At 34.4% G+C, this 26,135-nt stretch carries 25 protein-coding genes; 16 read left to right on the top strand and 9 right to left on the bottom strand.

Features of this window, described 5'->3' with window-relative positions; translation table 11 throughout:
* Positions 1-33: 33 nt before the first annotated feature.
* Positions 34-2,370 (bottom strand): patatin-like phospholipase family protein, encoded by a 2,337-nt coding sequence (locus ABEB23_RS13740; RefSeq protein ID WP_348813183.1) that lies wholly within the window; start codon positions 2,368-2,370, stop codon positions 34-36.
* Positions 2,371-2,706: 336 nt separating this feature from the next.
* Positions 2,707-4,023, bottom strand: a complete 1,317-nt coding sequence (gene ahcY, locus ABEB23_RS13735; RefSeq protein ID WP_348813182.1) for an adenosylhomocysteinase — start codon at positions 4,021-4,023, stop codon at positions 2,707-2,709.
* A gap of 231 nt (positions 4,024-4,254) precedes the next feature.
* On the opposite strand from ahcY, the gene ABEB23_RS13730 reads away from it, so the two are divergent.
* Positions 4,255-4,929, top strand: a complete 675-nt coding sequence (locus ABEB23_RS13730) for a 4'-phosphopantetheinyl transferase family protein (RefSeq protein WP_348813181.1) — start codon at positions 4,255-4,257, stop codon at positions 4,927-4,929.
* Positions 4,930-4,986: 57 nt separating this feature from the next.
* Here the strand turns inward: ABEB23_RS13730 and ABEB23_RS13725 are convergent, their stop codons facing one another.
* Positions 4,987-5,376, bottom strand: a complete 390-nt coding sequence (locus ABEB23_RS13725; protein WP_348813180.1) for a group III truncated hemoglobin — start codon at positions 5,374-5,376, stop codon at positions 4,987-4,989.
* 101 nt (positions 5,377-5,477) lie between these two features.
* Between ABEB23_RS13725 and ABEB23_RS13720 the strand changes: the two genes are divergently transcribed.
* From ABEB23_RS13720 to ABEB23_RS13700, 5 genes are all read left to right on the top strand, one after another.
* Positions 5,478-6,197, top strand: coding sequence for a phosphoglycerol geranylgeranyltransferase (locus tag ABEB23_RS13720; protein ID WP_348813179.1), 720 nt, complete (start codon positions 5,478-5,480; stop codon positions 6,195-6,197).
* A 30-nt stretch (positions 6,198-6,227) separates the two neighbouring features.
* Positions 6,228-6,863 carry a nicotinamide riboside transporter PnuC gene (gene pnuC / locus ABEB23_RS13715; RefSeq protein WP_348813178.1) on the top strand — a complete coding sequence of 212 codons (636 nt, stop codon included), beginning with the start codon at positions 6,228-6,230 and terminating at the stop codon, positions 6,861-6,863.
* Positions 6,812-8,938, top strand: a complete 2,127-nt coding sequence (locus ABEB23_RS13710; protein WP_348813177.1) for a DUF4301 family protein — start codon at positions 6,812-6,814, stop codon at positions 8,936-8,938. The genes pnuC and ABEB23_RS13710 overlap by 52 nt, the downstream gene beginning before the upstream one ends.
* Positions 8,939-8,960: 22 nt before the next feature.
* Positions 8,961-9,365 (top strand): alternative ribosome rescue aminoacyl-tRNA hydrolase ArfB, encoded by a 405-nt coding sequence (gene arfB, locus ABEB23_RS13705; protein WP_348813176.1) that lies wholly within the window; start codon positions 8,961-8,963, stop codon positions 9,363-9,365.
* Between the two features lie 239 nt (positions 9,366-9,604).
* A complete protein-coding gene (locus ABEB23_RS13700) occupies positions 9,605-11,770 on the top strand; it encodes a TonB-dependent receptor (RefSeq protein WP_348813175.1) in 2,166 nt (721 codons plus the stop codon).
* A gap of 59 nt (positions 11,771-11,829) precedes the next feature.
* Here the strand turns inward: ABEB23_RS13700 and ABEB23_RS13695 are convergent, their stop codons facing one another.
* Complete coding sequence (locus tag ABEB23_RS13695) at positions 11,830-12,246, bottom strand: Rieske (2Fe-2S) protein (protein ID WP_348813174.1); 417 nt, start codon at positions 12,244-12,246, stop codon at positions 11,830-11,832.
* A gap of 162 nt (positions 12,247-12,408) precedes the next feature.
* Between ABEB23_RS13695 and greA the strand changes: the two genes are divergently transcribed.
* The 3 genes from greA to ABEB23_RS13680 all read left to right on the top strand — a co-directional run bounded on the left by greA (position 12,409) and on the right by ABEB23_RS13680 (position 14,596).
* On the top strand, positions 12,409-12,885 hold the full coding sequence (gene greA, locus ABEB23_RS13690; protein WP_348813173.1) for a transcription elongation factor GreA: 477 nt from the start codon (positions 12,409-12,411) through the stop codon (positions 12,883-12,885).
* A 71-nt stretch (positions 12,886-12,956) separates the two neighbouring features.
* A complete protein-coding gene (locus tag ABEB23_RS13685; protein ID WP_348813172.1) occupies positions 12,957-13,346 on the top strand; it encodes an HIT family protein in 390 nt (129 codons plus the stop codon).
* Between the two features lie 77 nt (positions 13,347-13,423).
* A complete protein-coding gene (locus tag ABEB23_RS13680; RefSeq protein ID WP_348813171.1) occupies positions 13,424-14,596 on the top strand; it encodes a transglutaminase domain-containing protein in 1,173 nt (390 codons plus the stop codon).
* Here ABEB23_RS13680 and ABEB23_RS13675 read toward each other — a convergent pair.
* On the bottom strand, positions 14,593-15,741 hold the full coding sequence (locus tag ABEB23_RS13675; protein WP_348813170.1) for a sensor histidine kinase: 1,149 nt from the start codon (positions 15,739-15,741) through the stop codon (positions 14,593-14,595). The genes ABEB23_RS13680 and ABEB23_RS13675 overlap by 4 nt on opposite strands.
* A gap of 187 nt (positions 15,742-15,928) precedes the next feature.
* Between ABEB23_RS13675 and ABEB23_RS13670 the strand changes: the two genes are divergently transcribed.
* The 4 genes from ABEB23_RS13670 (at position 15,929) to ABEB23_RS13655 (ending at position 19,395) form a co-directional block, all read left to right on the top strand.
* Positions 15,929-16,807 carry a flavin reductase family protein gene (locus ABEB23_RS13670; RefSeq protein ID WP_348813169.1) on the top strand — a complete coding sequence of 293 codons (879 nt, stop codon included), beginning with the start codon at positions 15,929-15,931 and terminating at the stop codon, positions 16,805-16,807.
* A 29-nt stretch (positions 16,808-16,836) separates the two neighbouring features.
* Positions 16,837-17,214, top strand: coding sequence for a DUF3127 domain-containing protein (locus ABEB23_RS13665; protein WP_348813168.1), 378 nt, complete (start codon positions 16,837-16,839; stop codon positions 17,212-17,214).
* Positions 17,215-17,442: 228 nt separating this feature from the next.
* Positions 17,443-17,913 (top strand): RDD family protein, encoded by a 471-nt coding sequence (locus ABEB23_RS13660; RefSeq protein ID WP_348813167.1) that lies wholly within the window; start codon positions 17,443-17,445, stop codon positions 17,911-17,913.
* A gap of 135 nt (positions 17,914-18,048) precedes the next feature.
* Positions 18,049-19,395, top strand: coding sequence for a deoxyguanosinetriphosphate triphosphohydrolase (locus ABEB23_RS13655; protein ID WP_348813166.1), 1,347 nt, complete (start codon positions 18,049-18,051; stop codon positions 19,393-19,395).
* A gap of 85 nt (positions 19,396-19,480) precedes the next feature.
* Here ABEB23_RS13655 and tyrS read toward each other — a convergent pair whose 3' ends face one another.
* Complete coding sequence (gene tyrS, locus ABEB23_RS13650; protein ID WP_348813165.1) at positions 19,481-20,773, bottom strand: tyrosine--tRNA ligase; 1,293 nt, start codon at positions 20,771-20,773, stop codon at positions 19,481-19,483.
* An 89-nt stretch (positions 20,774-20,862) separates the two neighbouring features.
* Between tyrS and ABEB23_RS13645 the strand changes: the two genes are divergently transcribed.
* Entirely contained in the window at positions 20,863-21,852 is a 990-nt protein-coding gene (locus tag ABEB23_RS13645; RefSeq protein ID WP_348813164.1) for an NAD-dependent epimerase/dehydratase family protein, read from the top strand.
* Here the strand turns inward: ABEB23_RS13645 and ABEB23_RS13640 are convergent, their stop codons facing one another.
* From ABEB23_RS13640 to ABEB23_RS13630, 3 genes are read right to left on the bottom strand one after another with little or no spacing between them, the layout of a single operon-like run.
* Positions 21,853-22,287 (bottom strand): DUF4296 domain-containing protein, encoded by a 435-nt coding sequence (locus ABEB23_RS13640; protein ID WP_348813163.1) that lies wholly within the window; start codon positions 22,285-22,287, stop codon positions 21,853-21,855.
* Between the two features lie 9 nt (positions 22,288-22,296).
* A complete protein-coding gene (locus tag ABEB23_RS13635; protein ID WP_348813162.1) occupies positions 22,297-23,637 on the bottom strand; it encodes a dihydroorotase in 1,341 nt (446 codons plus the stop codon).
* Between the two features lie 12 nt (positions 23,638-23,649).
* A complete protein-coding gene (locus tag ABEB23_RS13630) occupies positions 23,650-24,375 on the bottom strand; it encodes a polyprenol monophosphomannose synthase (protein WP_348813161.1) in 726 nt (241 codons plus the stop codon).
* 104 nt (positions 24,376-24,479) lie between these two features.
* On the opposite strand from ABEB23_RS13630, the gene ABEB23_RS13625 reads away from it, so the two are divergent.
* Both ABEB23_RS13625 and ABEB23_RS13620 read left to right on the top strand, forming a co-directional pair.
* A complete protein-coding gene (locus tag ABEB23_RS13625; protein WP_348813160.1) occupies positions 24,480-25,151 on the top strand; it encodes a DUF4271 domain-containing protein in 672 nt (223 codons plus the stop codon).
* Positions 25,152-25,163: 12 nt separating this feature from the next.
* Positions 25,164-25,913: a uroporphyrinogen-III synthase gene (locus ABEB23_RS13620; RefSeq protein WP_348813159.1), complete on the top strand. Its 750-nt coding sequence runs from the start codon at positions 25,164-25,166 to the stop codon at positions 25,911-25,913.
* Positions 25,914-26,135 lie beyond the last annotated feature (222 nt).

Below are 26,135 nucleotides of genomic sequence, written 5' to 3'. Positions count from 1 at the left end.
TACAAGCTTTAAATAAGCTCCAAAGTAATTATTCTACTTAGACGGATTAAACATCATTCCGACGCTAAAAAACACTCTGACTTTATTAATGTCATTTACCCAGGATGTATCAAAATTGACAGGACCTAAAAAGGTTTTATAAGAAACTGTTGCCCCTCCAGACATCAAAAGACTGGTTTCAATTCGCTTCTGCCAGTTCCCATCTGGAGAAAAAGCATCTTTTATATAGTCGTCAAAATCATTAAACCCAATGGAAGCAATATTGAAATGAGGCGTTAGATATAATTTGTCGATAGGATTCGTTTGCACACTAAGACTAAGTTTCATAAATTGATTTAAGTTCAACTCATCATCATGCAAGCCTGCAAAAACAGAACTATTATTACTCGGATTTAATAAATTCCCTCCTAAAAAATATTTGGCAGCATAGCCAAATTCCGTAAAGGAGATATCATCAGAATCCCGTTTATCTTCAAAAATAAAACACGCCGCAGCATCAATAATCCCTATAATTTTCTTGTCAAAAGGAAATCTCTTTTCAATATTCAAACCAAATTTAGTAAAACCATTAGTAGCCCCTTTAACAGGCGCAAGCGATTCATCAGAATACATAAAGTCAACTTCATGCAGCAACGACCTACTAATGTTTGCCTGAAAATAAGTTCCACTTGTAGCATAAAAACCTTCATTCATACTATTGTATAAATATTGACCATTTAACTCTATATTATTGAAGTAATAACTATTCAACAAATATATATTTTCATTAAACTCAGGATTGTTTTTAGGCTTTAGATTAGTGTATTGATAGTTTAGACCGATACCGACATAACTTTTTAAAGAATTTAAATTTTTGTTTATTTGATTATCAAACTGAAAAGAACGGTATCTCATATTATCTACAAGATCGCCATCTACAAACACCTCTTGTACTAATCTCTCGCCATAGACTTCCGATCTCCACCACCACGTTCTTTCTTTTCCAAAAATTTTCTGGTACTGTACACGAAATCTAGGTTGTTCGGCTGCATCAATACTTACAAGAAAACGAGAAGCATCACCCAAAATATTTCTGCCCGTATAATTAAGAATAAGCCCAACTCCCCTATAAGTATCATAATGCAACGATCCCTTTACCTGGTTTTTTGAATATTCAAATCCATTAAATTGAACACCTAATTTACCTTCGTCGGTAATAAAAGGATTATAGGTTATCTGACTAAACAAATTGGTCCCTATAGCCCTGTTAACACCATTAATTAATTCTACTGTAGTATGCGCTTCATGAGGCTTGATATTAGTTCTGGCTTTGACAAGGTCAAGGTTCGCATCACTTACACCTTTGAAAACAATAGTATCAACAACAAATTCATTTTTTACTTCCGGTAGTTTATGAGTCCTTTGACTATAGCCCTTTAATTTCTCTGCCAAAGCAACTAACATATCTAAATTTTGTGCGGTTGCTATTTTACCCTCCCTGTATATTTCTCTACCCTTTTTGAAATCACTGGTTGAATAGGTTAAATTAGGTATGTGGTCAAACAAAATATCACAACGCTTTTGATTTTCCGGATTTTTTATATTGCTGGCAAGCATTCCTGTCTGAAAAAGAATGGTTCCAATATTATTCAATCTTTCAATTGGCGCCATACCACCACCAACATCACTTCCTATAATAATATCGGCCCCCATATTTTGAGCGACATCCGTCGGAAAATTGTTAAGCACTCCTCCATCCACCAACAATGTTTTTTCATACGGAACAGGTTGAAAAACACCGGGAATCGACATACTCGCCCGCATGGCGACATTTAACGAACCACTACTCAGAATAATCTCTTTACCATTTACTATATCAGTCGCTATTGCTCTGTAGGGTATTGAAAGTTTATCAAAATTATTTATATTATAAACCGGATAAGTCAAAGAGGATAAAAACTCTCTCAAACTTTGATCATTCAGCAAAGAAGAACTGACCATTGGCTTACCTTCAGCCAAATTTAAACCAATCAAATAACGATCAAATTCGCTTTTTTCTTCAGCACTGACACTAGTTAGAGAAATACTCCCTCCAAGAAGTTCATCCCAGTCTGCATTTAATGCAATATTCGCAATGCTGTCTCCCGAATACCCCATTGCATACAAACCACCAACCACACTACCCATACTATTTCCGACAATAAGGTCTGGCACTATTTTTAACGAATCTAAAGCTTGCAAAAGCGGAATATGCGCAATTCCTTTTGCTCCACCTCCGCTTAAAACCAAAACCACTTTAGGCTTTTTTTCCTGTGCAAAATTCATTTGAGGAACTACTAAAAAAAAGAAGAGAATAAAAAAATAAATAGTTGTTTTCGGAGCTAACATCATTGGATATCTGTTTAAATCAATTAAATTTAATTCACAATTCAGCAAAAATTCACTTTTTATAATTTGACACCTTCATGACCGTTTCATAAGAAGAGGTATAAAAATTCACATTAAAAATAAGAAATATAATTAGTCCAACAGCTACAAATTAAAAGTTAAAACGAAAAATTCACATAACAACATCAACTTCTTAACTCTGTTGAGACCCCTCAAATTACAACAAGGCTATTTCAATGAGATAATTGCTTAACAGATCAACAGGATCACTCCAAAAAAAAACCCTCACATCACTGCAAGGGTTCTAAAAATCCAATAATCTAAAAATCTAATTTCAGATTAGTATCTGTAGTATTCTGGTTTGAAAGGACCTTGAACTTCAACTCCAATGTAAGCTGCCTGATCATCACGTAATGTTTCCAATTCAACGCCTAATTTAGCTAAGTGTAACATGGCAACTTTTTCATCTAAATGTTTTGGTAACATATACACGTCATTGTTGTATGCCGCGCTGTTTTTCCACAATTCGATTTGAGCCAAAGTTTGATTCGTAAATGAGTTACTCATTACAAAACTTGGGTGACCTGTAGCACAACCTAGGTTTACTAAACGACCTTCAGCCAAAATGATGATGTCTTTTCCAGCAATAGTATATTTATCAACTTGTGGTTTGATTTCGATTTTTGAAGCACCGTGGTTTTTATTCAACCAAGCCATGTCAATTTCGTTATCAAAATGCCCAATGTTACAAACGATAGTTTTGTCTTTCATTTGTTCGAAATGGCTTCCCAAAACAATATCTTTATTTCCTGTTGTAGTGATGATGATATCAGCATTACCAACAACTGTGTTTAATTTTTTAACTTCAAAACCATCCATTGCAGCTTGTAAAGCACAAATTGGATCAATTTCAGTAACAGTAACAATAGAACCAGCACCTCTGAAAGAAGCAGCAGTCCCTTTTCCAACATCACCGTATCCACAAACGATTACTCTTTTTCCTGCCAACATGATATCAGTAGCACGACGAACCGCATCAACAGCACTTTCTTTACAACCGTATTTATTGTCAAATTTCGATTTCGTAACTGAGTCATTTACATTGATAGCAGGCATCGGTAATGTTCCAGCTTTTACCCTTTCATATAATCTATGAACACCAGTTGTAGTTTCTTCAGACAATCCTTTAATTCCAGCAACCAATTCTGGGTAACGATCAATAACCATATTAGTCAAATCTCCACCGTCATCAAGAATCATGTTCAATGGTTTTCTGTCTTCACCAAAGAATAATGTTTGCTCAATACACCAATCAAAATCAACTTCGTTCAAACCTTTCCAAGCATAAACTTGAATTCCTGCAGCAGCAATTGCAGCAGCAGCCTGATCTTGAGTAGAGAAAATATTACAAGAACTCCAAGTCACCTCAGCACCAAGAGCGATCAAAGTTTCGATCAATACTGCAGTTTGAATAGTCATGTGCAAACATCCTGCAATACGAGCACCAGCAAGTGGTTGTTCATCTTTGTATTCAGCACGAAGCGCCATTAAACCTGGCATTTCAGCTTCTGCTAATTCAATTTCTTTTCTTCCCCAAGCCGCTAGAGAAATGTCTTTAACTTTGTAAGCCACAAAAGGCATAGTTGTAGTACTCATTTATAGTATATTTGTATTGTAAAATTTTTGCAAATTTACGTAATAACTTTTTGAATTTAACTATTTTCGAAAAGATTTATGAATTGTTTAATTTGCTAATCTTTTGAACATTAACTAAATAATTTTTTTCTGGAGCTAATCCCGTTATTCGCTATATCTTTTTCCCCGCAAAAAAGCGAGAAAAAAGGATGCCGCTGCTACCGGGGCTAAAAAATCAAAAAACATAACAAAATGCCACTTTACAAGACCATAAATCTCTCGCGAAAGGCAGCAACTACTTCCCAAATCCTCGTTTGGAAAATCACCGAAACCTTCGAGGAATTATTCGGACAAGTGGTTTTAAACGACACCAATACGATTCGGCTTAACGGAATGAAATCCGAAATGCACCAACGCGCTTTTCTCAGCGTTCGTAAATTACTTCAGGAAGCGGGTTATACTGATTGGGATTTGTCCTACGATCAGTATGGCAAACCACATCTTAACGGAGACAAACACATTTCTATAACCCATTCACATAATTTTTCAGCGATTATAATCAGTGATGAAACTGTAGGCATCGACATCGAACTCCAAAGAGACAAAATCATTCGTATCGCCGATAAATTTATAAACGAAAAAGAATTAAATCGTTTAAAAAGTTTTGGACATCAAGATTACATCAAGAAATTAACGGTAAAATGGGGTGCCAAAGAAGCTATTTTTAAAATTAGAAATGAAAAAGGAATCAGTTTTAAAGATCACATAAAAGTCAATCCTTTCGAAATAGACGACGCACAAGCAATTGCTGAACTTCACTTTGACGGCTTGGTAAAGGACTTTAAAATATATTTTAAAGAAATAGACTCCAACGATAGTGAGCAGGGCAAAAACTATTTCACTCTTGTTTATGCGTTTGAAAATTAGCTTTCAGTATTCTTTCTAACTAAAGTTCTTAACCCTTAGCAGTTGACCTAACCAGAATTATTCTTTTTGCCGATTTTCAAAAATATTCATATACAGAAAAGTACTCATCTTCCTAGCTCTTCTCTTTAGAATAGCTACATTTTCCCCTTCAAAAAGTTCGTCTAAAGTTTCAAACCATAAATTCAGCCAAATACCAAATTCCTTAGGTGAAATCCGATGACCAAAACGCTTGTCAACTTCATTATGAGCAGCAATTGGGTTTCCATCGTACTTTCGTACTGCAAATAAATTAGTCTCCCAAAAATCCGTCAGCTTTTCCAGATGCTCATCCCAATTTTGTATTGTGTCATTAAAAAAGAAACCAATTTCTTTGTCTGCTCTAATTTTTGCATAAAAAGAATGGACAAGCAAACTTATATCTTCCCGGTTTTCAATTGTTTTTTTCATACCATAAAATTACAGAAACCAAAACCAAATCGTAGAATTAATCATAGAATTGATTCAAAATAGTTCATAACCGTCAAAAAACTTTTATTTTTACGCTCACTATGAAGCAAAAGATATACAGTCAATTACTCCAAGCCAAATTGGAAAACAAAAAATTATTGGCAATATTATTAGATCCGGATAAAATAGTTCTGGAAAATATCGCTGAATTAATCTCAAAAATCAATCAATCACCAGCCACCCACATCTTCATTGGCGGAAGCCATGTAGAAAACAATATAATTAACGAATTAATTATTGCGATTAAACAAGAATGTCTTTTACCAATAGTTTTATTCCCAGGAAATCCTTCTCAAATCTCAAATGAAGCTGATGCGATTTTATTTCTGTCATTACTTTCAGGCCGAAACCCAGACTATTTAATTGAACATCAGGTAAAGGCAGCTCCCATTTTAAAACAAACCCAGCTCGAAATCATTTCAACGGGTTACCTCCTTATAGAAAGCGGCACCGAAACCGCGGTAGAAAGGATCAGTAAAACCAAACCATTAGACCGAAATAATACTGATTTAGTCCTGGCAACTGCACAAGCTGGCGAGATGCTTGGCAATAAATTAATTTATCTGGAAGCAGGGAGCGGTGCAAAACAAGCTGTTCCTCTACAAATGATAAAAAAAGTCTCAAAAAATATTGAAATCCCTTTACTAATTGGCGGGGGAATTATAGATTTACAAGGCATTCAAAACGCCTATGATTCCGGAGCTGATTTAGTAATAATTGGCACCGCTTTTGAAAAGGACAACAATTTTTTTAATACTTAAGTTTCTTGCCGCATAACTTTAACTCAAAAAATGATAGAATATTTATTTTCACAATATAATGACTACCCGCCTTTCGAGATATTTTTAGAAATTACGGCAGTTATTTTTGGCTTACTTAGCGTCTGGTTCGCCAAAAAAGATAACATTTTGGTATTTCCAACCGGAATTATAAATACATCGATTTATGTATATTTACTCTGGAAATGGGGCCTTTTAGGCGATATGATAATCAACGGATACTATTTTATAATGAGCATTTACGGATGGTATCATTGGACCAGAAAAAAAGGAGATACCGTAGAATTTCCGATTGCAGAAAGTTCTTATAAAGAGAAAAAAATTGCCGTAATAATTTTTATATTTACAATCACCTCTGTGGTTCTAGTTTATCAGTATTTTGATAAATTTACCTCTTGGTCTGCCTATGTCGACACATTCATTACAGGAATCTTTTTTGTAGGCATGTGGCTCATGGCTAAAAGAAAAATTGAGAATTGGATTTTTTGGATTATTGGAGACATCATTTCCATTCCACTATATTTTGCAAAAGGATATACCTTTACAAGTTTTCAGTATCTAATATTTACAATTATCGCCGTTTTTGGCTATTTAGAATGGAAGAAAATCTTAAACAGCTCTCAAAACTTGGAGCCTCACCAATTATAAAAATTGCCATATTTGGCCCAGAATCTACTGGAAAAACCACATTAGCAACCCAACTGGCTGACTACTACAAAACGGTTTGGGTTCCTGAATTTGCGCGCGATTATCTACAAGAAAAATTGGATAACGGCCTCGGCATTTGCGACATAAACGATATGCTTCCTATAGCTTACGGACAAACCAAATTAGAGAATGAAAGTGCTCAAATCGCTAATAAATATCTTTTTTGCGACACTAATTTATTGGTAACAAAGGTTTTTTCTGAATTGTATTACAACTTCTGTGATTCATTATTAGACAAAGCAGCCCGTGCCCACCAATACGACTTATTTTTCTTAACAGACATAGACGTGCCGTGGGAGGACGATGGCTTAAGAGACAGTCCTGACGGAAGAGAAACCGTTTTTGAAGTTTTCAAACAGTCCTTAATTGACAACAGAAAACCTTTCATAACCATTTCTGGCAATAAAGAAACAAGATTAAAAAAAGCAGTTGCAATCATTGAAGATTTGACAATAGCATTGCAGATGGGATTTTCTTCTCTTGATTTTTTACAAATTCACGAGCATGGAATTCCATTAGAAAACATTCAAAAACAAATAAAATTTTTCCAAAATGGGGTTTCTAAAAATATTTTAGTCAGCCCAGCCACGTTATCTGAAGGCATTTTAGAATTATCTAAAACTGATTTCCAAGAGAAAGCCTCTTTTTATGATGCAAACAAATCGAATTTTAAGATCAAAAAATTCGTTCCGGCTTCGGGAGCAGCAACCCGAATGTTTAAGTTTCTAACCGTTTTCTTAAATGAATTCGACAAGAAAAAGGAAAGTATAAACGCCTACATCAATAGAAAAAAAGAAAGCGAGCTGTCTATTTTTATTATTGGTTTAGAAAAATTTCCATTTTTTGAGGCTGTAGATACCAAGTTACGAGAAATATTTCCTGACTTCGACTCTTTGCCCCGAGATTATAAAAACTACTATTTCATCAAATTGCTTTTAGGAAGTAATTACTTTGATTTTGCCAACAAACCCAAAGCCGTACTTCCTTTCCATAAATACGAAAACCATATTGCGACTGCTTTGGAAGAACATTTGTTTGAATCTGCCTATTATGCCAGTTCGAACAGCCATTCCCATTTGCATTTTACGATTTCCGAAACACATCAAAGCCAATTTGAAAACATCGTAGACACTTTTAAAGCTTCCATTGAAAAACAATCTGGCACAACAATAGATGTTAGTTACTCCTTTCAAAATAAAAAGACCGATAGTATCGCTGTAAATCCGGATAATAGTCCGTTTAGAAGCACAGAAGGAGAATTAGCTTTCAGACCTGGTGGCCATGGTGCCTTGATAGAAAATTTAAACAATCTGGATGCTGATATTATTTTTATAAAAAACATTGACAATGTTATTCAAAACAACCTTGAAAAAATAGCATTGTATAAGAAAGGCCTGGCCGGTATTCTGATAGAATTACAGCAACAAATATTCACCTATTTAAATGAGATTGAAACCCATAAAATAGAACAGGAAAATATTGACGAAATCATTTTGTTTTTGAAAGAGAAACTAAACACCAAAATAAGTGATGATTTTCATGCTTTTTCATTCGAAAATAAAATAGCAAAAATAAAAGAGGCTTTAAACAAACCTATTCGTGTTTGCGGAATGGTAAAAAATGAAGGAGAACCAGGAGGTGGACCATTCTGGGTAAGAGATGAAAAAGGAAACCTTTCGTTACAAATTGTAGAAAGCTCTCAGGTAGATTTAACAAATACACATCAACAGAAAATTCTGGAGAGCGCTACGCATTTCAATCCGGTCGATTTAGTTTGCGGCATAAAAAATTATAAAAACGAGAAATTTGACCTGACACAATTTGTTGATCACAATAGTGGCTTTATAGTAGAGAAAACCATACTGGATAAAAAAATAAAAGCATACGAATTGCCTGGACTATGGAACGGAGCTATGGAAAAATGGCTAACTGTATTTGTTCAGGTCCCATTGATAACTTTTAATCCAGTTAAAACCGTAAATGATTTATTAAAATCTGCGCACCAGCCACAATAACACTTCTGAAAAATTAAGCCCAATGGAAACTCAAACAATAATTTCAGAGCTACAGTACAAAGCTGTTCGAAGCAGTGGTGCCGGTGGTCAAAACGTGAACAAAGTTTCCTCAAAAGTTGTTCTGACATTTGATTTGAAAAATTCCCAAGCACTGTCAGCCGAAGAGAAAAAATTGTTGGAAATAAATCTAGCCACAAGATTAACGACCGATTTGGTTTTAATTCTGAATTGCGACGAAGATCGAAGCCAGCTCAAAAACAAGGAAATTGTAACCAAACGTTTTTTTGAGCTCATCAAGAAAGCGTTAGTAGTTCCCAAAGAAAGAAAACCAACCAAAATTCCCAAATCAGTGATCCGCAAACGAATAAAAGACAAAAAGAGTCTATCTGATATTAAAAAATCACGACAAAAACCCAAATACGATTAGGCTAGTTTTACTTTTGTTTTCTAAAACTTTAAACTTTAGACAAAAAAAACTACTTTTGTCCCGTCTCAAAGGGGTGCTCTAAATTACGAGCTGAGATTATACCCAAAGAACGGGAACAGGTAATGCTGTTTACGGAAAAGGCAAAAATAGCGTGCACACTATTTTTTGCTGTAGGAAACAATCATTTATTAATTTAACAACAGAATAATTCCCCCTTTTATTCGTAATCTTTTTTACGGATGAATACTATTTTTAAAGGTACTGAAGTACTAAGTTACAAAGGTTCAAAGTCAGAAAACCACAAGCCTTTTTTTATTTTTATATTTTCTATTTTCTTTTCTCTTTTTTCTTTTGCCCAAGAGAAGGATTCAACCAAAGTAAACCTACTCGACGAAGTCTTAGTTTCAGCAGTTCGTGTCACTTCAAAAACACCGGTTAGTTTCAGTAATTTAGACAAAAAAGAACTTAAATACCGTAATTTAGGACAAGACATTCCTATTTTAATGAACTACATGCCCTCTGTTGTCACCACTTCTGATGCAGGAAACGGAGTAGGTTACACCGGAATTCGTGTTCGAGGCAGCGATGCAACCAGAGTAAATGTGACCATCAACGGAATTCCCTATAATGATTCCGAAAGCCACGGAACCTATTGGGTAAACATGCCTGATTTTGCTTCTTCAGTTGAAAGTTTGCAATTACAGCGAGGAGTAGGAAGTTCTACTAATGGAGCTGGTGCTTTTGGAGCCAGTTTAAACCTATTAACTGATTCTTATGCTGAAAAAGGAACAGGGGAAATTTCGAATTCTTTTGGAAGCTTCAACACTCATAAACACACGGTAAAATTCAGCACCGGTTTAATGAACAACCATTTTGAAATTGCAGGACGATTATCTGCCGTAAAAACAGACGGTTACATTGACAGAGCGAGTTCTGATTTAAAATCTTATTTTCTTCAGGGTACTTATGTTGGAAAAACAACGCTGATCAAAGCATTGGTTTTTGGAGGAAATGAAAAAACCTACCAATCTTGGAATGGAATCGATGCCGAAACATTAAAAACAGACAGAACTTTTAATTCGGCCGGTATATTTACAGACGAATTTGGTCAAACTCGTTTCTATGACAATGAAACTGATAATTACCAGCAAGATCATTCCCAATTGCATTGGAATGAAAAATTATCAACTAACTGGAGTACAAATCTGGCTTTTCATTACACCAAAGGAAAAGGATATTATGAAAATTACAAAGAAGATGCTGATTTTACTGATTACGGTTTAACACCAATAGTTATTGATGGAACCACAATAAACACCACCGATTTAGTTCGTCAAAAATGGTTGGATAATGATTTCTATGGAACCACATTTTCCGCCAATTACACAGCTGAAAAGCTGAATGTAATCTTTGGAGGAGGATACAATAAATATGAAGGAGCCCATTTCGGAAAAGTAATTTGGGCACGATATGCTTCTCAAACTGAGCTTGGTGATCATTATTATGACGATTACGCAACCAAAACCGACGGAAATATTTTTGCTAAAGCGAATTATCAAGTTAGCGAAAAAATTAGTTTGTTTGGAGATTTACAACTTAGAAATGTTCATTACAAAGCCGATAGTTTTGAAACTGGTTTAGTCAATGATACTTTTAATTTCTTCAATCCAAAAACAGGTTTGAATTATTCTATCAACGACAAAAACACCTTATATTTTTCCTATGCAAGAGCTAATCGTGAACCTAACAGAACCGATTACGAAAGCGGAAATGCTAAGCCTGAAAAATTAAATGATTTTGAATTGGGCTGGAGATCTACTTCAGATAAAGTACAATTGAATTCAAATGTCTATTATATGGCTTATAAAGATCAACTGATTTTAACCGGAAAACTGGACGATGTCGGAAATCCGATTCGTTCAAATAGCGAAAAAAGTTATCGATTGGGACTGGAAGTAGACGCAACCATAACATTTACGGAGCAATTCATCATTAGACCTAACTTTACTTTAAGCAGTAATAAAAATATTGATTTGAATGTAGAAGGCGAAACCTACGGAACAACCGATATTGCCTACTCTCCATCAATTATTGCAGGAAATATTATTATTTATAAACCAACAGAAGAACTTCAGATTTCACTTTTACAAAAGTATGTTGGAGAACAATACATGAACAACATCGAATTACCGGATGCAAAACTGGCAGACTATTTTGTAAACGATTTGAATGTGGCTTATGAAATCAAACCAAAATCAGTTTTTAAATCAATTATTGTAACTGGATTGGTAAACAACATTTTTGACAAAAAATATGTTTCTAACGGATACATGTGGGATGTTTACCCTTATTATTATCCGCAAGCCGGTATCAATTTCCTTGCTGGCCTGACATTGAAGTTTTAAACCCCTTTCGAATAATGAAAAAATCCTGATGATTATTGAAATCATCAGGATTTTTTTTATTAATTATAAACCCGAAGGACATTACCATTAACCTCAACCCTATATTGTTTCATCGGATATTCTTTTCCCGAACTCAGACCCGTAAATAAATTGTAGGAAGCATTATCGCAAGCACATATGGCATTAATCCCATTTATTGTCATTGTTGAACACGAACTCAAAGCCTGATTAGGACAAGCCGCATCAAAAGCATTATAACCACTACCTGTGTTAAAAATTATTATTCCCCTTGCACCCTGACCCGGATAATAAATTGCATTACTGACATATAACAGACTGGAATACGACGGCAAATTCATATTGATATCTAAGGTTACCGTATAATTAGGAATATAAGGATTTGTGTTGTCAAAGTCATTGTTACTGCACGAAAAAAACAACGACCCAATAAGAAACAGAAAGAGATATTTTTTCATTATTTAAAAAGAGTGAAAGAATTAGTGAAACAAATTTAATTTATTTACATTTGAATTGTCTACGATTAACATATATTTATAGACTAAAAAAAATAATAGTATCTTTGTGGAAAGAAATCCCGTCCTGATGGGATTTTTTCTATTTATATAAACGATGAAGTTATGAGTAAAGTATCTTATTACACCGCAGAAGGTTTAAAAAAATTACGAGAAGAATTAGATTATTTAAAAAGCGTGATGCGTCCCAAAGCATCGCAAGATATAGCGGATGCCAGAGACAAAGGCGACTTATCTGAAAATGCCGAATATGATGCTGCCAAAGAAGCACAAGGAATGCTGGAAATGAGAATTGCCAAACTGGAAGAAGTACATGCTAACGCCAGATTAATTGATGAAAGCAATTTAGACGTTTCTAAGGTATTGGTTTTATCGAATGTAAAAATCAAGAACCAAACCAATGGAATGGAAATGAAATATACATTGGTAGCCGAAAGCGAAGCAGACTTAAAAACAGGAAAAATCTCTGTTACCTCTCCAATCGGGAAAGGTCTACTTGGGAAATCAGTGGGTGAAGTAGCTGAAATCACAGTACCAAATGGCGTTTTGAAATTTGAAATTTTAGAAATTTCTAGAGATTAATTTTTGTTTTTTATCCTAAAACAGAATATACTCTGAAGATTTAAAAATCTAACCATTTAAAAACCGATAAAATGAGTTCCATTTTCACAAAAATCATAAACGGAGAGATTCCTTGTTACAAAATTGCAGAAGACGAAAACTTCTTTGCGTTTTTGGATGTAAATCCAAACGCCAAAGGACATACACTTTGCATTCCAAAACAAGAAATCAATAAAATTTTTGATATTGAAGACGATTTATATTTAGGCCTGATGCAGTTCTCTAAAAAAATCGCCATCGCCTTAGAAAAAACAGTTCCTTGCAAAAGAATAGGAATGGCTGTTATCGGGCTTGAAGTACCTCATGCCCATGTTCATCTGATTCCTTTAAATGAAATGGATGAAATTCGTTTTCAAAATAAGGTCTCAATGACCAAAGAAGAATTTGAAGCTTTAGCAAAAAGCATTCATAATAATTTATAAAAAACAACTTGAATTTAACGGATCCGATAATAATATCCATCCGTTAAATTCATTTTTTTTTGAACAATTAACTCCAAATGAAAAGTACTTTTTTACTTTCAATATTCTTCTTCTCCATTTTAAGTTTTGGTCAGACTAAATTAGAATATGCTTTGATTGACAGGCAAATTTCTACAATACCAAACAGCTCCACTCATTCAACCGAAGACATTGCCAATTACATAAATACGAATTTTAAAACGGATCCCGATAAAATTCGTGCTGTTTTTTATTGGACGGCATCCAACATCACCTATGATATTACCAATATAAATGTGGTAGATTATACTGAAAGACCTCAAGATAAAATATCAAAAACATTAAAAAGCAAAAAAGGACTTTGTATTCATTATGCAGAAGTTTTTAATGATCTTTCAAATAAAACCGGAATACAATCCTATATAATTGAAGGATATACAAAACAAAACGGAAAAGTGGCAACCTTATCTCATGCTTGGTGCGCCGCAAAAATAGACAGTAAATGGTATTTGTTTGACCCTACCTGGGGAGCCGGTTATGTCAGTAATGGTAAGTTTTTCAAAAAATTAAATAATTCCTATTTTAAAGTAGAACCTTACAAAATGATCTCTTCCCATATTCCTTTTGATTATTTATGGCAATTTTTAAATTACCCTATTACAAATCAAGAATTTTACGATGGCAAAACTCAGACAAACAAATCTAAGAAATACTTCGATTTTGAAAAAGAACTTGCTAAATACAACTCCTTCACTGTAGTTGACCAAGTATTTGAATCCGCTGAAAGAATACAAAAAAACGGCATAAAAAACGCCCTAATTCTAGAACGCCTTGAAGGCAAAAAGAAACAGTTAATTTCTTTAAGAGAGAACACAAATATTGAAAAACTAAATTCAATCGTTGCTGATTATAACGAAGCTATTATTTTATTGAATGACTTTATTTATTACCGAAATAATAAATTCAAACCCACTTTACCAGACGATGAGATTCAAAAAATGATTGAAAAACCAAAAGAAAAATTAATCAAATGCCAAGATGCAATTTACACTGTTGGTTCAGTTGGGAATGAGAATTCATCCAATTTAACCGCACTCAAAAAATCCATTAACGAGGCTTTGGGACAGGCAGAAGAACATGACCAATTTGTAAAAAACTATTTAAGCAAATCCAAAATTGCCAGAAAATCAATGTTCACGAAAATATCCTGGTTTGGAATCCCAATAAACTAACTCGCTTTTTTTAGACTAACCTGCATCGTTGTCCCTTTCCCTATCTCGGAATTCAATACTTTTATAGATCCTTTATGGTATTCTTCAACAATTCTTTTGGTTAAAGAAAGTCCTAATCCCCACCCTCTTTTTTTGGTTGTGAAACCAGGCTCAAAGATTGTTTTGAATTGATTCTTTTGAATTCCGCTTCCATTATCAGAAACATTAATCGTCACATGATGACCTTCCTGTACAATTTCTAAAGCAACTTTCCCCCTGCCTTTCATTGCATCAATAGCATTTTTTACCAGATTTTCTATTGTCCAACTGTGTAAAGTCGGATTAAAAGACACCATAATAGGTGATTTTGGTGCCTCAAAAGTAAACTCAACTTGTTTGGAAAATCGGGATTTCAGATAATCATAGGTTTTCAAAGTTTCCTCAACAATATCCCTTTCTTCCAGTTTGGGTTCTGATCCTATCTTAGAAAAACGATCTGTTATCGTCTGCAAACGTTCGATATCTTTTTCTATTTCTAAAGTGATTGATTCATCAATATTCTCAGCTTTCAAGAGTTCTACCCAACCTATCAGAGAAGAAAGCGGCGTACCTATTTGATGGGCTGTCTCTTTTGCCATCCCCGCCCAAAGTTTATTTTGGGTTGCCATTTTAGTACTTCTGTAAAAATTATAAACCAATCCGCCAAACAAAACGATAATCAACAACAAAGCGATGGGATAGTACTTTAGCTTATTTAGCAATGCCGAATTCCCATAATATAGTTTCTGGAATTTCCCAGGAGCATATTCAATTATGATGGGTTCATTTTGAGCTTTTAGCCCAGATAAAAAAGAGTTTGATTTACTTTTGTCTTTAACGATTTCCTGTTCAATATTCCTCGTATTTATAATCGAGTCATTCTCGGTAAGAATTATCGGGATGGAAGTATTGTTACTGAAAATTTGAAGAGGAAGCTCCAGATCGGTGTTTTCACCTGCATTGATCAGTGTCTTATGCGCATTGGCCCAAAGATTCATTTTCAAACGTTCTTCATTTTTGAAAATTTGAAAAAAAGTATAAGTGTTCCAAAGAATTAATGAAATTATTAGAAAAGAAGCAAAAATAATAACCCAACGTGTTGTATTTCTTCGATTTGAAAAAGGCATAAACTAAATTTTGATTATAAATATAACGAAATAATTGTAAAGAAATTTTAGCTTTCAAGCAAAGAAATTTTTGTTGCAAAACGATTCCATATTTTTATTTTAAAAAACAGTTGCCATTTTTCAAACTTAATTCATTTGCTTACTTTTGTGCGTTCTGAAACTCATTTTAGGACGAAAAGAAAAAAGTATGATTAGTATTGACCCTAAAAATATTGAAACTGCAAAATTGCAGGGCTATTTACAAAGTTCGGTTGGACCAAGACCTATAGCTTTTGCCAGCACTATTGGCGTTGACGGAATTCCAAATTTATCGCCTTTCAGTTTTTTCAACGTATTTAGCGCCAATCCACCGATTCTGATTTTTTCACCAGCCAGAAGAGTGCGCGACAATTCCATAAAACATACTTTGATCAATGCCGAAGCTACGCGAGAAGTAGTCATTAATGTGGTTAATTACGACATTGTACAACAAACTTCCCTGGCGAGTACGGAATATGCTGAAGGAGTAAATGAATTCCTAAAATCAGGTTTAACACCTATTCCTTCAGATCTTGTAAAACCATACCGAGTAAAAGAATCACCGGTACAATTTGAATGCAAAGTAAACGAGATTATTGCTCTGGGAACCGAAGGAGGTGCCGGTAATTTAGTTATTTGTGAAGTATTAAAAATTCACATCGACGAATCGGTTTTAGATGAAAACGGAGCCATCGACCAACATAAAATAGATTTGGTTTCCCGATTGGGCCAAAATTGGTATTCCAGATCCAACCAAGGACTTTTTGAAGTTCCGAAACCACTAGTTACTTTAGGAATTGGGGTGGATGCTATTCCGAATTTCATCAAAGAAAGCCCGGTTTTCAACGGAAATCATTTAGGTATGTTAGGAAATATCGAAGCCTTGCCTACAACGGAAGAAGTTAGTATATTTGTACAACAAAATTTTGCCGTAAAAGGAGTTTTAAGCTCAGATGATCAGGAAAAAGTACATTTGGAAGCACGAAAATACCTAGACAATGACGATGTGCTGTCTGCATGGAAAGTACTTTTGGCACAAAAAAAATAAAATCATAATAACAATTAAAAACAACAAAGATGGAAGTTACAGGGAAAATAAAAATGATTGACCAAACTAAAGCCGTTGGTGCTGCAGGGTTCAAAAAAAGAGATGTTGTTGTTACAACAGACGAACAATACCCACAACATATTTTGGTTCAATTTGTTCAAGACAAATGTGACTTGTTAGACAATTTTAAAGTGGGAGAAGCCGTAAAAATTGACATCAATTTAAGAGGTAGAGAATGGACAAATCCACAAGGAGAAACAGTTTATTTCAACACTATCCAAGGTTGGAGAATTGGAAAACTTCAAGCGGAAGCTCCTTCTGCTCAAACTCCTCCTATGCCAGCTGCCGAAGCATTTGCTCCTGCAACTAATCTTAACGAAGACGAACCGGATGATTTGCCTTTCTAATCAAAAAGTTTTCTAACAATAAACAAACCCGATGCTATGCTGTAGTTATCGGGTTTTCTTTTTTACACCAATCCGTAAAACTAAAACCCTGAAGTTTTACAGATTTTCACATCCAAAACCCTATAATAAACAAGCTTAAAATCTGTAATTTAAGAATTAATTTACTACATTTGAGTATGTTATCATTGCGTCCAATTGTTTAGTTCTTTAACCTAAAACAATAAAAAAATGGAAAATAAAAACTTCGTAGTTACAGATGATTTACTGGCGTCCCATAGCCAACGTTTCTTAAATTTCATCATCGATTTGATCATACAATACATTATCCTACTAAGCATTGGAACAATCATTGTCTTAATTGCTGATATAATCGGCAACTATGAACTATCGGAAAACATTAAAAGAATGAATATAATAGAACAAAGTTTATTTGGGATTATAATTGGTCTTTTTTATTATATCATGACCGAAGCCTATTTCTCCCGCTCTATTGCAAAATATTTCACAAAAACAATAGTGGTGACAAAAGAAGGAACAAAACCCGACAGTAAAACTATTTTCATTCGCAGTTTTTGCAGACTCATCCCAATTGATGCCTTTACTTTTTTAGGCACCGTCCCAAGAGGCTGGCACGACAAAATTTCAGGAACTTATGTGGTAAAAAAACATCCTTTTGTTGAAAAAAAGGGATTGGTATAAGATTCAAAAATATATTTCAGAATAAAAACAGCCGTCAATTTTGATGGCTGTTTTTTATTTTACATCAAATCCCCTTTCTCTTTGTACATTTGTAAATCATAAATCAAACCAAAATACTAAATATAAAATCCAAGCATGAACTGGGAACAACTTTTATCATTAAAAAGACAAGGCGACAAAGGCAAACGATTACGTGTAGAACAAGACGATACCCGCTTAGGTTTTGAAGTCGATTATGACCGAATCATCTTTTCCTCCGCTTTCAGAAGTTTACAGGATAAAACCCAGGTTATTCCGCTTTCTAAGACTGATTTCGTCCATACCCGATTGACCCATAGTCTGGAAGTATCAGTTGTTGGCCGTTCCCTGGGCCGATTGGTTGGAAAAAAAATAATTGAAAAATATCCGCATCTCAAAGAAGTTCATGGCTATCACATGAACGATTTTGGCGCTATTGTGGCCGCTGCTTCCCTAGCTCATGATATTGGGAATCCACCTTTTGGACATTCAGGCGAAAAAGCTATTGGTGAATACTTCTCCATCGGAAACGGCCAACAATTCAAGGATCAATTAACTCCAAAACAATGGCAGGATTTAATCGATTTTGAAGGAAATGCCAATGGTTTTTCAGTTCTAACGGCAAGCAGACCTGGAATCGAAGGCGGACTGCGTATTTCCTATGCAACACTAGGTGCTTTTATGAAATATCCAAAAGAAAGCCTACCTAAAAAACCAACTAAAAACATAGCTGACAAAAAGTATGGCTTTTTTCAAACCGACAAAGACTTTTTTCAGGATGTAGCTGCCGACATGGGAATGATTGCCAATAAATCAGGTGATGACATTGGTTTCGAAAGACATCCTTTGGCCTATTTAGTTGAAGCTGCCGATGATATTTGCTACACAATTATAGATTTCGAAGATGGAATAAATCTGGGTTTGGTACAAGAGGAATTTGCTCTTGAATATCTGATAAAATTAGTAAAAGACTCTATTGACACCGCCAAATATAAAACACTAACAACAAAAGAAGACCGCATCAGTTACCTGAGAGCGCTAGCAATTGGCAGTTTAATCAATGATGCCGTAAAAGTATTCATAGACAATGAAGCCGATATCTTAAAAGGTAATTTCCCTTATGCCTTGACTGATAAAAGTAAATTCAAAGCCCAGATGGATGACATTATTAAGATTAGTGTCAAAAATATTTATCAGAGCCGAGAAGTCATTGAAAAAGAAATCGTAGGATATCAAATTATCCAAACCTTATTGGATAAATTCATTACCGCTTTCAACAATAAATTCAATGGCAAAGCGTCTAATTATGACCAGTTGATTTTAAAAATGCTGCCTGAAAAACATGATTTAGAAAAAGACAATGTATATGAAAGATTACTTCATATCTGTCATTATGTATCTATGTTGACTGACGGTAATGCATTAGAATTATATGACACTATTAACGGCAGAAAAAAAACCTAATTAGCTCACACTAATTAGGTTTTCACTTTTTATGATTTTGTGTTTTTCGTTAAATTAAAAAACATAAAATTTTATGATTGAGAAATTATTTTACCCGAATAACAAAATAATTCTTCTTTCCGCTTTGTAACAAAACAAACTGCCCGTTGATTAGATCTTTGGCAGAAAGCACAAAATCTTCTTTCACTTTTTCTCTATTTACTGAAATAGAATTAGCAGTTAAAGCTCTTCTCGCTTCGCCATTTGACTTAAAAAACCCTGTTTTTTCATTCAAAACAGTCACAATATCAATTCCATTTTCAATATCGCTTTTTGCAATTTCCGCCTGAGGCACACCATCAAAAACTTCTAAGAAGGTAGCTTCATCCAATTGTTTCAAATCATCGGCAGTCGCATTTCCAAAAAGAATATTCGATGCTTGAATAGCATTTTCTAAATCTTCCTTAGAATGAACCATTACAGTAATTTCTTCGGCCAAACGTTTTTGCAATAAACGCAAATGCGGTGCTTCTCTATGTTTTTCAGTTAAATCCTGAATTTCTTCTTTTGATAAGAAAGTAAAAATCTTAATGTATTTTTCAGCATCAATATCAGAAGTATTCAACCAATATTGGTAAAATTTGTAAGGTGATGTTCTTGCTGCATCCAACCAAATATTTCCACCCTCAGATTTACCAAATTTGGTTCCATCAGCTTTTGTAATTAACGGACAAGTCAATGCGTATGCTTTTCCACTTGCTATTCTACGTACTAACTCTGTTCCCGTAGTAATATTCCCCCATTGGTCGCTTCCGCCCATTTGAAGTGTACATTTTTTATCTCTATACAAATGCAAAAAGTCATATCCTTGCACCAGTTGATACGTAAACTCAGTGAATGACATTCCTTCGGCAGCTTCAGAAGACAACCGTTTCTTCACAGAATCTTTCGCCATCATATAATTTACGGTAATATGTTTACCAACGTCACGAATGAAATCAAGAAAGGAAAAATTCTTCATCCAGTCATAATTATTCACTAACTCCGCGGCATTAGGCGCATCCGATGTAAAATCTAAAAAACGGGACAATTGTCCTTTTATAGCTTCTTGATTGTGACGTAAGGTTGTTTCATCCAATAAATTTCTCTCATTGGATTTCCCGGATGGATCACCAATCATCCCTGTTGCACCACCCACCAAAGCTAATGGTTTATGTCCTGATAGTTGAAAATGCTTCAACAGCATTACTCCCACTAAATGTCCTATATGCAATGAATCCGCAGTTGGGTCAATCCCCACATACGCCACGCGCATTTGCTCCATCAAATGTTCTTCTGTGCCTGGCATAACGTCGTGGAGCATTCCTCTCCAAGTCACTTCTTCAATAAAATTCTTCATCTTTTAATCAATTTCCACAAAGATAGTTTTAATTGCATAATTTGAAAATCTATCCATCAAAAATCGAACAATCTATTTATCTTTACAAAATGGTTTTAGTAACAGGAGGAACAGGTTTAGTTGGTGCACATATATTGCTTCATTTAGTTGAAAATGGAGAAACCGTACGTGCTATTTATAGAAATACATCCGCTATTAAAAAAACCAAATCACTTTTTTCTCTTTACAAAAAGGAGCCATTATTCGAGAATATCCAATGGATTCAGGCCGATATCACCGACATACCCTCATTAGAAAATGCTTTTGAAGATGTAGAATACGTTTACCATTGTGCCGCATTAATTTCTTTTGACCCCAAAGATGAAGAGTTAATTCGTAAAACCAATATTGAAGGAACTGCGAATATTGTAAATTTTTGTATTGCCAAAAACATAAAAAAACTCTGCTTTGTCAGCTCTATTGCTGCTCTTGGCGATATCGCCCCGCATGAAAAAATTATTTCAGAAACAACCGAGTGGAATCCTGAAAAACCACATAGCGACTATGCTATTTCAAAATATGGAGCCGAAATGGAAATTTGGCGTGGACAACAAGAAGGATTAAATGCAATAATAGTAAACCCCGGAGTCATTATTGGACCAGGTTTTAGAGAACAGGGAAGCGGAAAAATTTTCACAGAAGTCGCTAGCGGATTGCGATTTTATACTTTGGGAACAACTGGTTTTGTTGCTGTGACCGATGTAGTCCGAATTGCATTCCAATTAATGAAAAGTCAAATAGCCAATGAGCGTTTTACACTAATTGCAGACAATATTATTTTCAAGGAAGTTATCGATGCAATTGCAACAAGTTTAAAAACAAAAAAACCAACTCTTCATGCCAATCCATTTTTCATGGAAGTTTGCTGGAGAATTGATTGGCTTTTATCGACCGTTTTTATGCGAAAAAGAAAAATGACCCGAGCTACGGCCAAAGCTTCTTTTTCTAAAAACCTGTATTCAAATGAAAAAGTAAAAACAGCCTTAAAAACTGACTTTACAGACATTAAACAATACATTCAGGAAATTTCCCTTTTATAGTTACAGTCTTCTTCTTTGATTTATTTCTAAAGAATCAGCTTTTTTCGCTGGTGCAGACGTCCCTTTTTTAGCTGGATTTTTTTTCTTTTTATCGGCCTTAATCTTGGCATCCACCGCTTTTTTATTTTTATCCAATCGTTTGGTTATTTCCTCAAACATAATTTTATACTCCTCATAATCTGAAGCATAATACACATTACTTTGCGCAAATTGCAAACTGTCAATTTTATATTTTTTAAAAATATATTGCCTTGGATTTATCTTATTAGAATCTAAAACAGTCGGATTTTTATATTTTATAGCTTCCAAAAGCGACAAATCATACATCACATCCAACATCACCTTTTTTTCAATAAGTCGTTTAGGCTCCTGAACCGTTTCCTCTTTACAACTTACAAAAACCAAAACCACTAAAAGTGTTATTATTTTTTTCATATTTCACTCTTATCTATCAAACAATAATCGTTTTCCAGCGCGGATATCTTTCACTTTAAAAGCACTGTAAACCAATTGTCCATTTACAAAAGTATGAGTGATTCTCGACTTAAAAGTGAATCCTTCGAATGGCGACCACCCGCATTTAGACAAGATATTCTCTCTCTTCACGCTCCACGGCAGTCCTGGATTCACAATAACCAAATCCGCATAATAACCCACTTTAATAAAACCACGTTTTTCAATTTTAAAAATCTTAGCTGGATTATGACACATCTTTTCCACAATTTTCTCAATACTGATTTTCCCTTGATGATGCGCTTCAAACATTGCTACAACAGCATGTTGCACTAAAGGTCCACCAGAAGGCGCATTAAGATACGACTGTTTCTTTTCTTCTAAAGTATGGGGAGCATGATCGGTAGCAACCACATCAATTCGGTCATCAAGCAGTGCTTCCCAAAGCACTTTACGGTCATTGGCTGTTTTTACAGCAGGATTCCATTTTATAAAATTGCCTTTAGTAGCGTAATCTTCATTGGTAAACCACAAATGATGAATACAAACTTCGGCCGTAATTTTCTTTTCTTCCAATGGAATTTTGTTCGTAAACAAATCCATTTCTTTGGCTGTTGAAAGGTGGAATATATGTAAACGCGCCCCAGTTTTTTTGGCAAGGGCAATCGCTTTTGAAGAAGAGATGTAGCATGCCTCCTCACTTCGGATAAGATGATGAACCGTTACAGGAACATCTTCCCCATACTCTTCTTTGTATTTTTGTAAATTATTTTTAATAGTAGCTTCATCTTCGCAATGCACCGCAATAAGCATTGGAGTACTGGAGAATATTCTTTCCAGAGTAGCTTCATTATCAACCAACATATTTCCGGTAGAGGAACCTAAAAATATTTTTATTCCCGCTACATTCTTCGGATTTGTCTTTAGAACTTCTTCCAAATTATCATTTGTCGCTCCCATCATAAAGGAATAATTCGCGTACGAACTTTTGGAGGCGATTTGATATTTTTCTTCTAAAATTTCTTGCGTTACAGCATTCGGAACGGTGTTCGGTTGTTCTATAAAAGAAGTGATCCCACCCGCAACTGCAGCTCTTGACTCTGTTTCTATGGTACCCTTATGTGTCAGACCCGGCTCTCTAAAATGCACCTGATCATCAATGGCCCCAGGCATTAAATAGTTCCCTTCGGCATCAATAATTTTACACTCGGATGATTTTGCGCTTATGCTTTCTGAAATTTCAACAATTAAATCATCTTCAATTAATACATCGCCTTCAAAAATCTTTCCTTCATTTACTATTTTGGCATTCTTAATTAAAATCCTGTTCATCGTATCTTTTTCTTATAATGTATTGACTAATTTTTTTAATCGAAGTGCGATAACCCCAAAAATAGCTTCTATAATTATAGAATTACTCATTTTGGATTGTCCTTTTGTTCTATCTGTAAAAATTATAGGAACCTCAACAATTTGAAATTTTTTACAATAGGTTCTGTACTTCATTTCAATTTGAAAAGCGTAACCCACAAATTTAATCTTATCTAAATTGATACTTTCCAGCACTTGTCTTTTATAACAAACAAAACCTGCTGTTGCATCATGAATCTTCATTCCGGTAATAATTCGCACATAAACCGATGCAAAATAAGACATTAACACCCTACTCAAAGGCCAATTGACAACATTTACACCCGTAACGTATCGCGAACCGATAGCTAAATCAGCATCTCCAAAATGACAGGCATTGTATAATTTTTCCAAATCGCTTGGATTGTGTGAAAAATCCGCATCCATTTCGAAAATAAAATTATACTTACGCTCTAATGCCCATTTAAAACCATGCACATAAGCCGTTCCTAAACCCGCTTTCTTTGCTCTTTTCTCCAGGTATAGTCTTCCTTCAAATTCTGATTGAAGTAAAACTACCTTATCTGCTGTATGATCCGGGGAGTTATCATCAATAATAAGAACATGAAAAGGTTTGTGTTGTGAAAGCACTGATCTAATAATGCTTTCGACGTTTTCAATTTCGTTATAGGTAGGGATTATAACAATGCAATCGTTCATATTTTGAGTAATTTCAACGCAAAAGTAAACTTTTTATAGCATTTGATTCATAATAAATTTATAATAAAAAGAATGAAACAAAAAATTAGTAATTTTGCATCGCTATGATTGAAAACATACTTCACGCCAGAATTACGGAAAACAAGGACTGGGTAACACTTTTATTTGTGTTATCATTTGCGACTATTGCCCTTACCAAATCGGTATTCGAAAACAGATTTGGCGATTTTATGAACCTGATTTTTTCAGACAAATACATAAAAGTATATCGAGACAGCAGTCACCTTAGAAGTGGTTTTACTATTTCATTATTCTTCGTTCAATTAATTTCGTTAGCGTTTTTCATTCAACTTTCACTAAGCGTTTTTGGTTACGCCTCAAAAACAGACTGGATCCTTTATATTCAGATCATTACCTTTCTTATTTTCTTCATTTTATCAAAATATTTAGTAGAAAAGATCATTGCCACTTCATTCAATATTGAAGAATTTGTAGAGCAATTCAACTTGCAAAAAGTCACATACCGGACTTATATTGGGCTATTTATACTCCCAATCAATATAATTTTGTTCAATTACGACATAATTTCAAGAAATATTCAGTTTTCAATAATCGCTATAGTATTGATATTAAACATACTAACATATTTAATATCAATAAAAAATTATCAAAATATAATATTCGGTAACTTGTTTTATTTTATTTTATATCTTTGCGCACTTGAAATAGCCCCCTATTATTTTATGTATTATTGGTTTACAAAAGGGATTGCTTAGAAACTGTTAAATATGAAAGTGAAAACAATTTTGGTGTCACAGCCCGAGCCTAAAGTGGAAAATTCTCCCTACTTTGAGTTGCAACAAAAGCACAAAGTAAAAATTGATTTCAGACCTTTTATTCACGTAGAAGGAGTTAGTGCAAAAGAAATTAGACTTCAAAAAATCGATCTAAATCATTACACTGCGATTATTTTGACCAGTAAAAATGCTGTTGATCATTTTTTTAGAGTAGCTGATGAAATGCGTTTTAAAGTTCCTGAAGGATTAAAATACTTCTGCCAATCAGAAGCTATTGCTTTTTATCTGCAAAAATATGTGGTATACAGAAAACGTAAGATTTATGTAGGCCCGAAAGATTTTGCTGATTTATCGCCTCTAATTAAAAAATACAAAGACGAAAAATTCTTATTACCTGCTTCAGATCAATTAAATGCCGATGCACCAATCACGCTAAACGCATTAAAAGTCGACTGGACTCCAGCTGTTTTTTACAAAACTGTCATGAGTGACCTGTCTGATTTAGCAGATGTTTATTATGATGTTTTGGCTTTCTTTAGCCCAACCGGAATAAAATCATTGTTCAAAAACTTTCCTGATTTTGAACAAAACAATACAAGAATCGCAGTTTTTGGAAGCACAACACAAAAAGAAGCTTTAGAACACGGATTACGTATCGATATCATGGCTCCAACCCCTGGAACGCCTTCTATGACAATGGCATTAGAGAAATATATTGCAGAAGCAAATAAAGGGAAATAGTATAGAAAAAAATTACTTTTATAATAAATCATGAAAACCATCTGTTCAAAACAGATGGTTTTTTTTTACAACACTGGCACCTGTTTTTAGACAGAAAAACACAAACTATCAACAAAAACAAATGAGACTTTTGAAATAAAAACCTTCCTAGAGTTTCTAATATTCTATTTTTACTTAAATTTGATTTTAATTCACAACTGATATCCCATTTTTAGTTTAAAA

Source organism: Flavobacterium maritimum, from assembly GCF_040049085.1.
In the GTDB taxonomy this organism is placed as follows: Bacteria; Bacteroidota; Bacteroidia; order Flavobacteriales; family Flavobacteriaceae; genus Flavobacterium; species Flavobacterium maritimum.
Note: the sequence above shows the minus strand (reverse complement) of the source record. Positions and strands in the feature narration are given on the sequence as shown.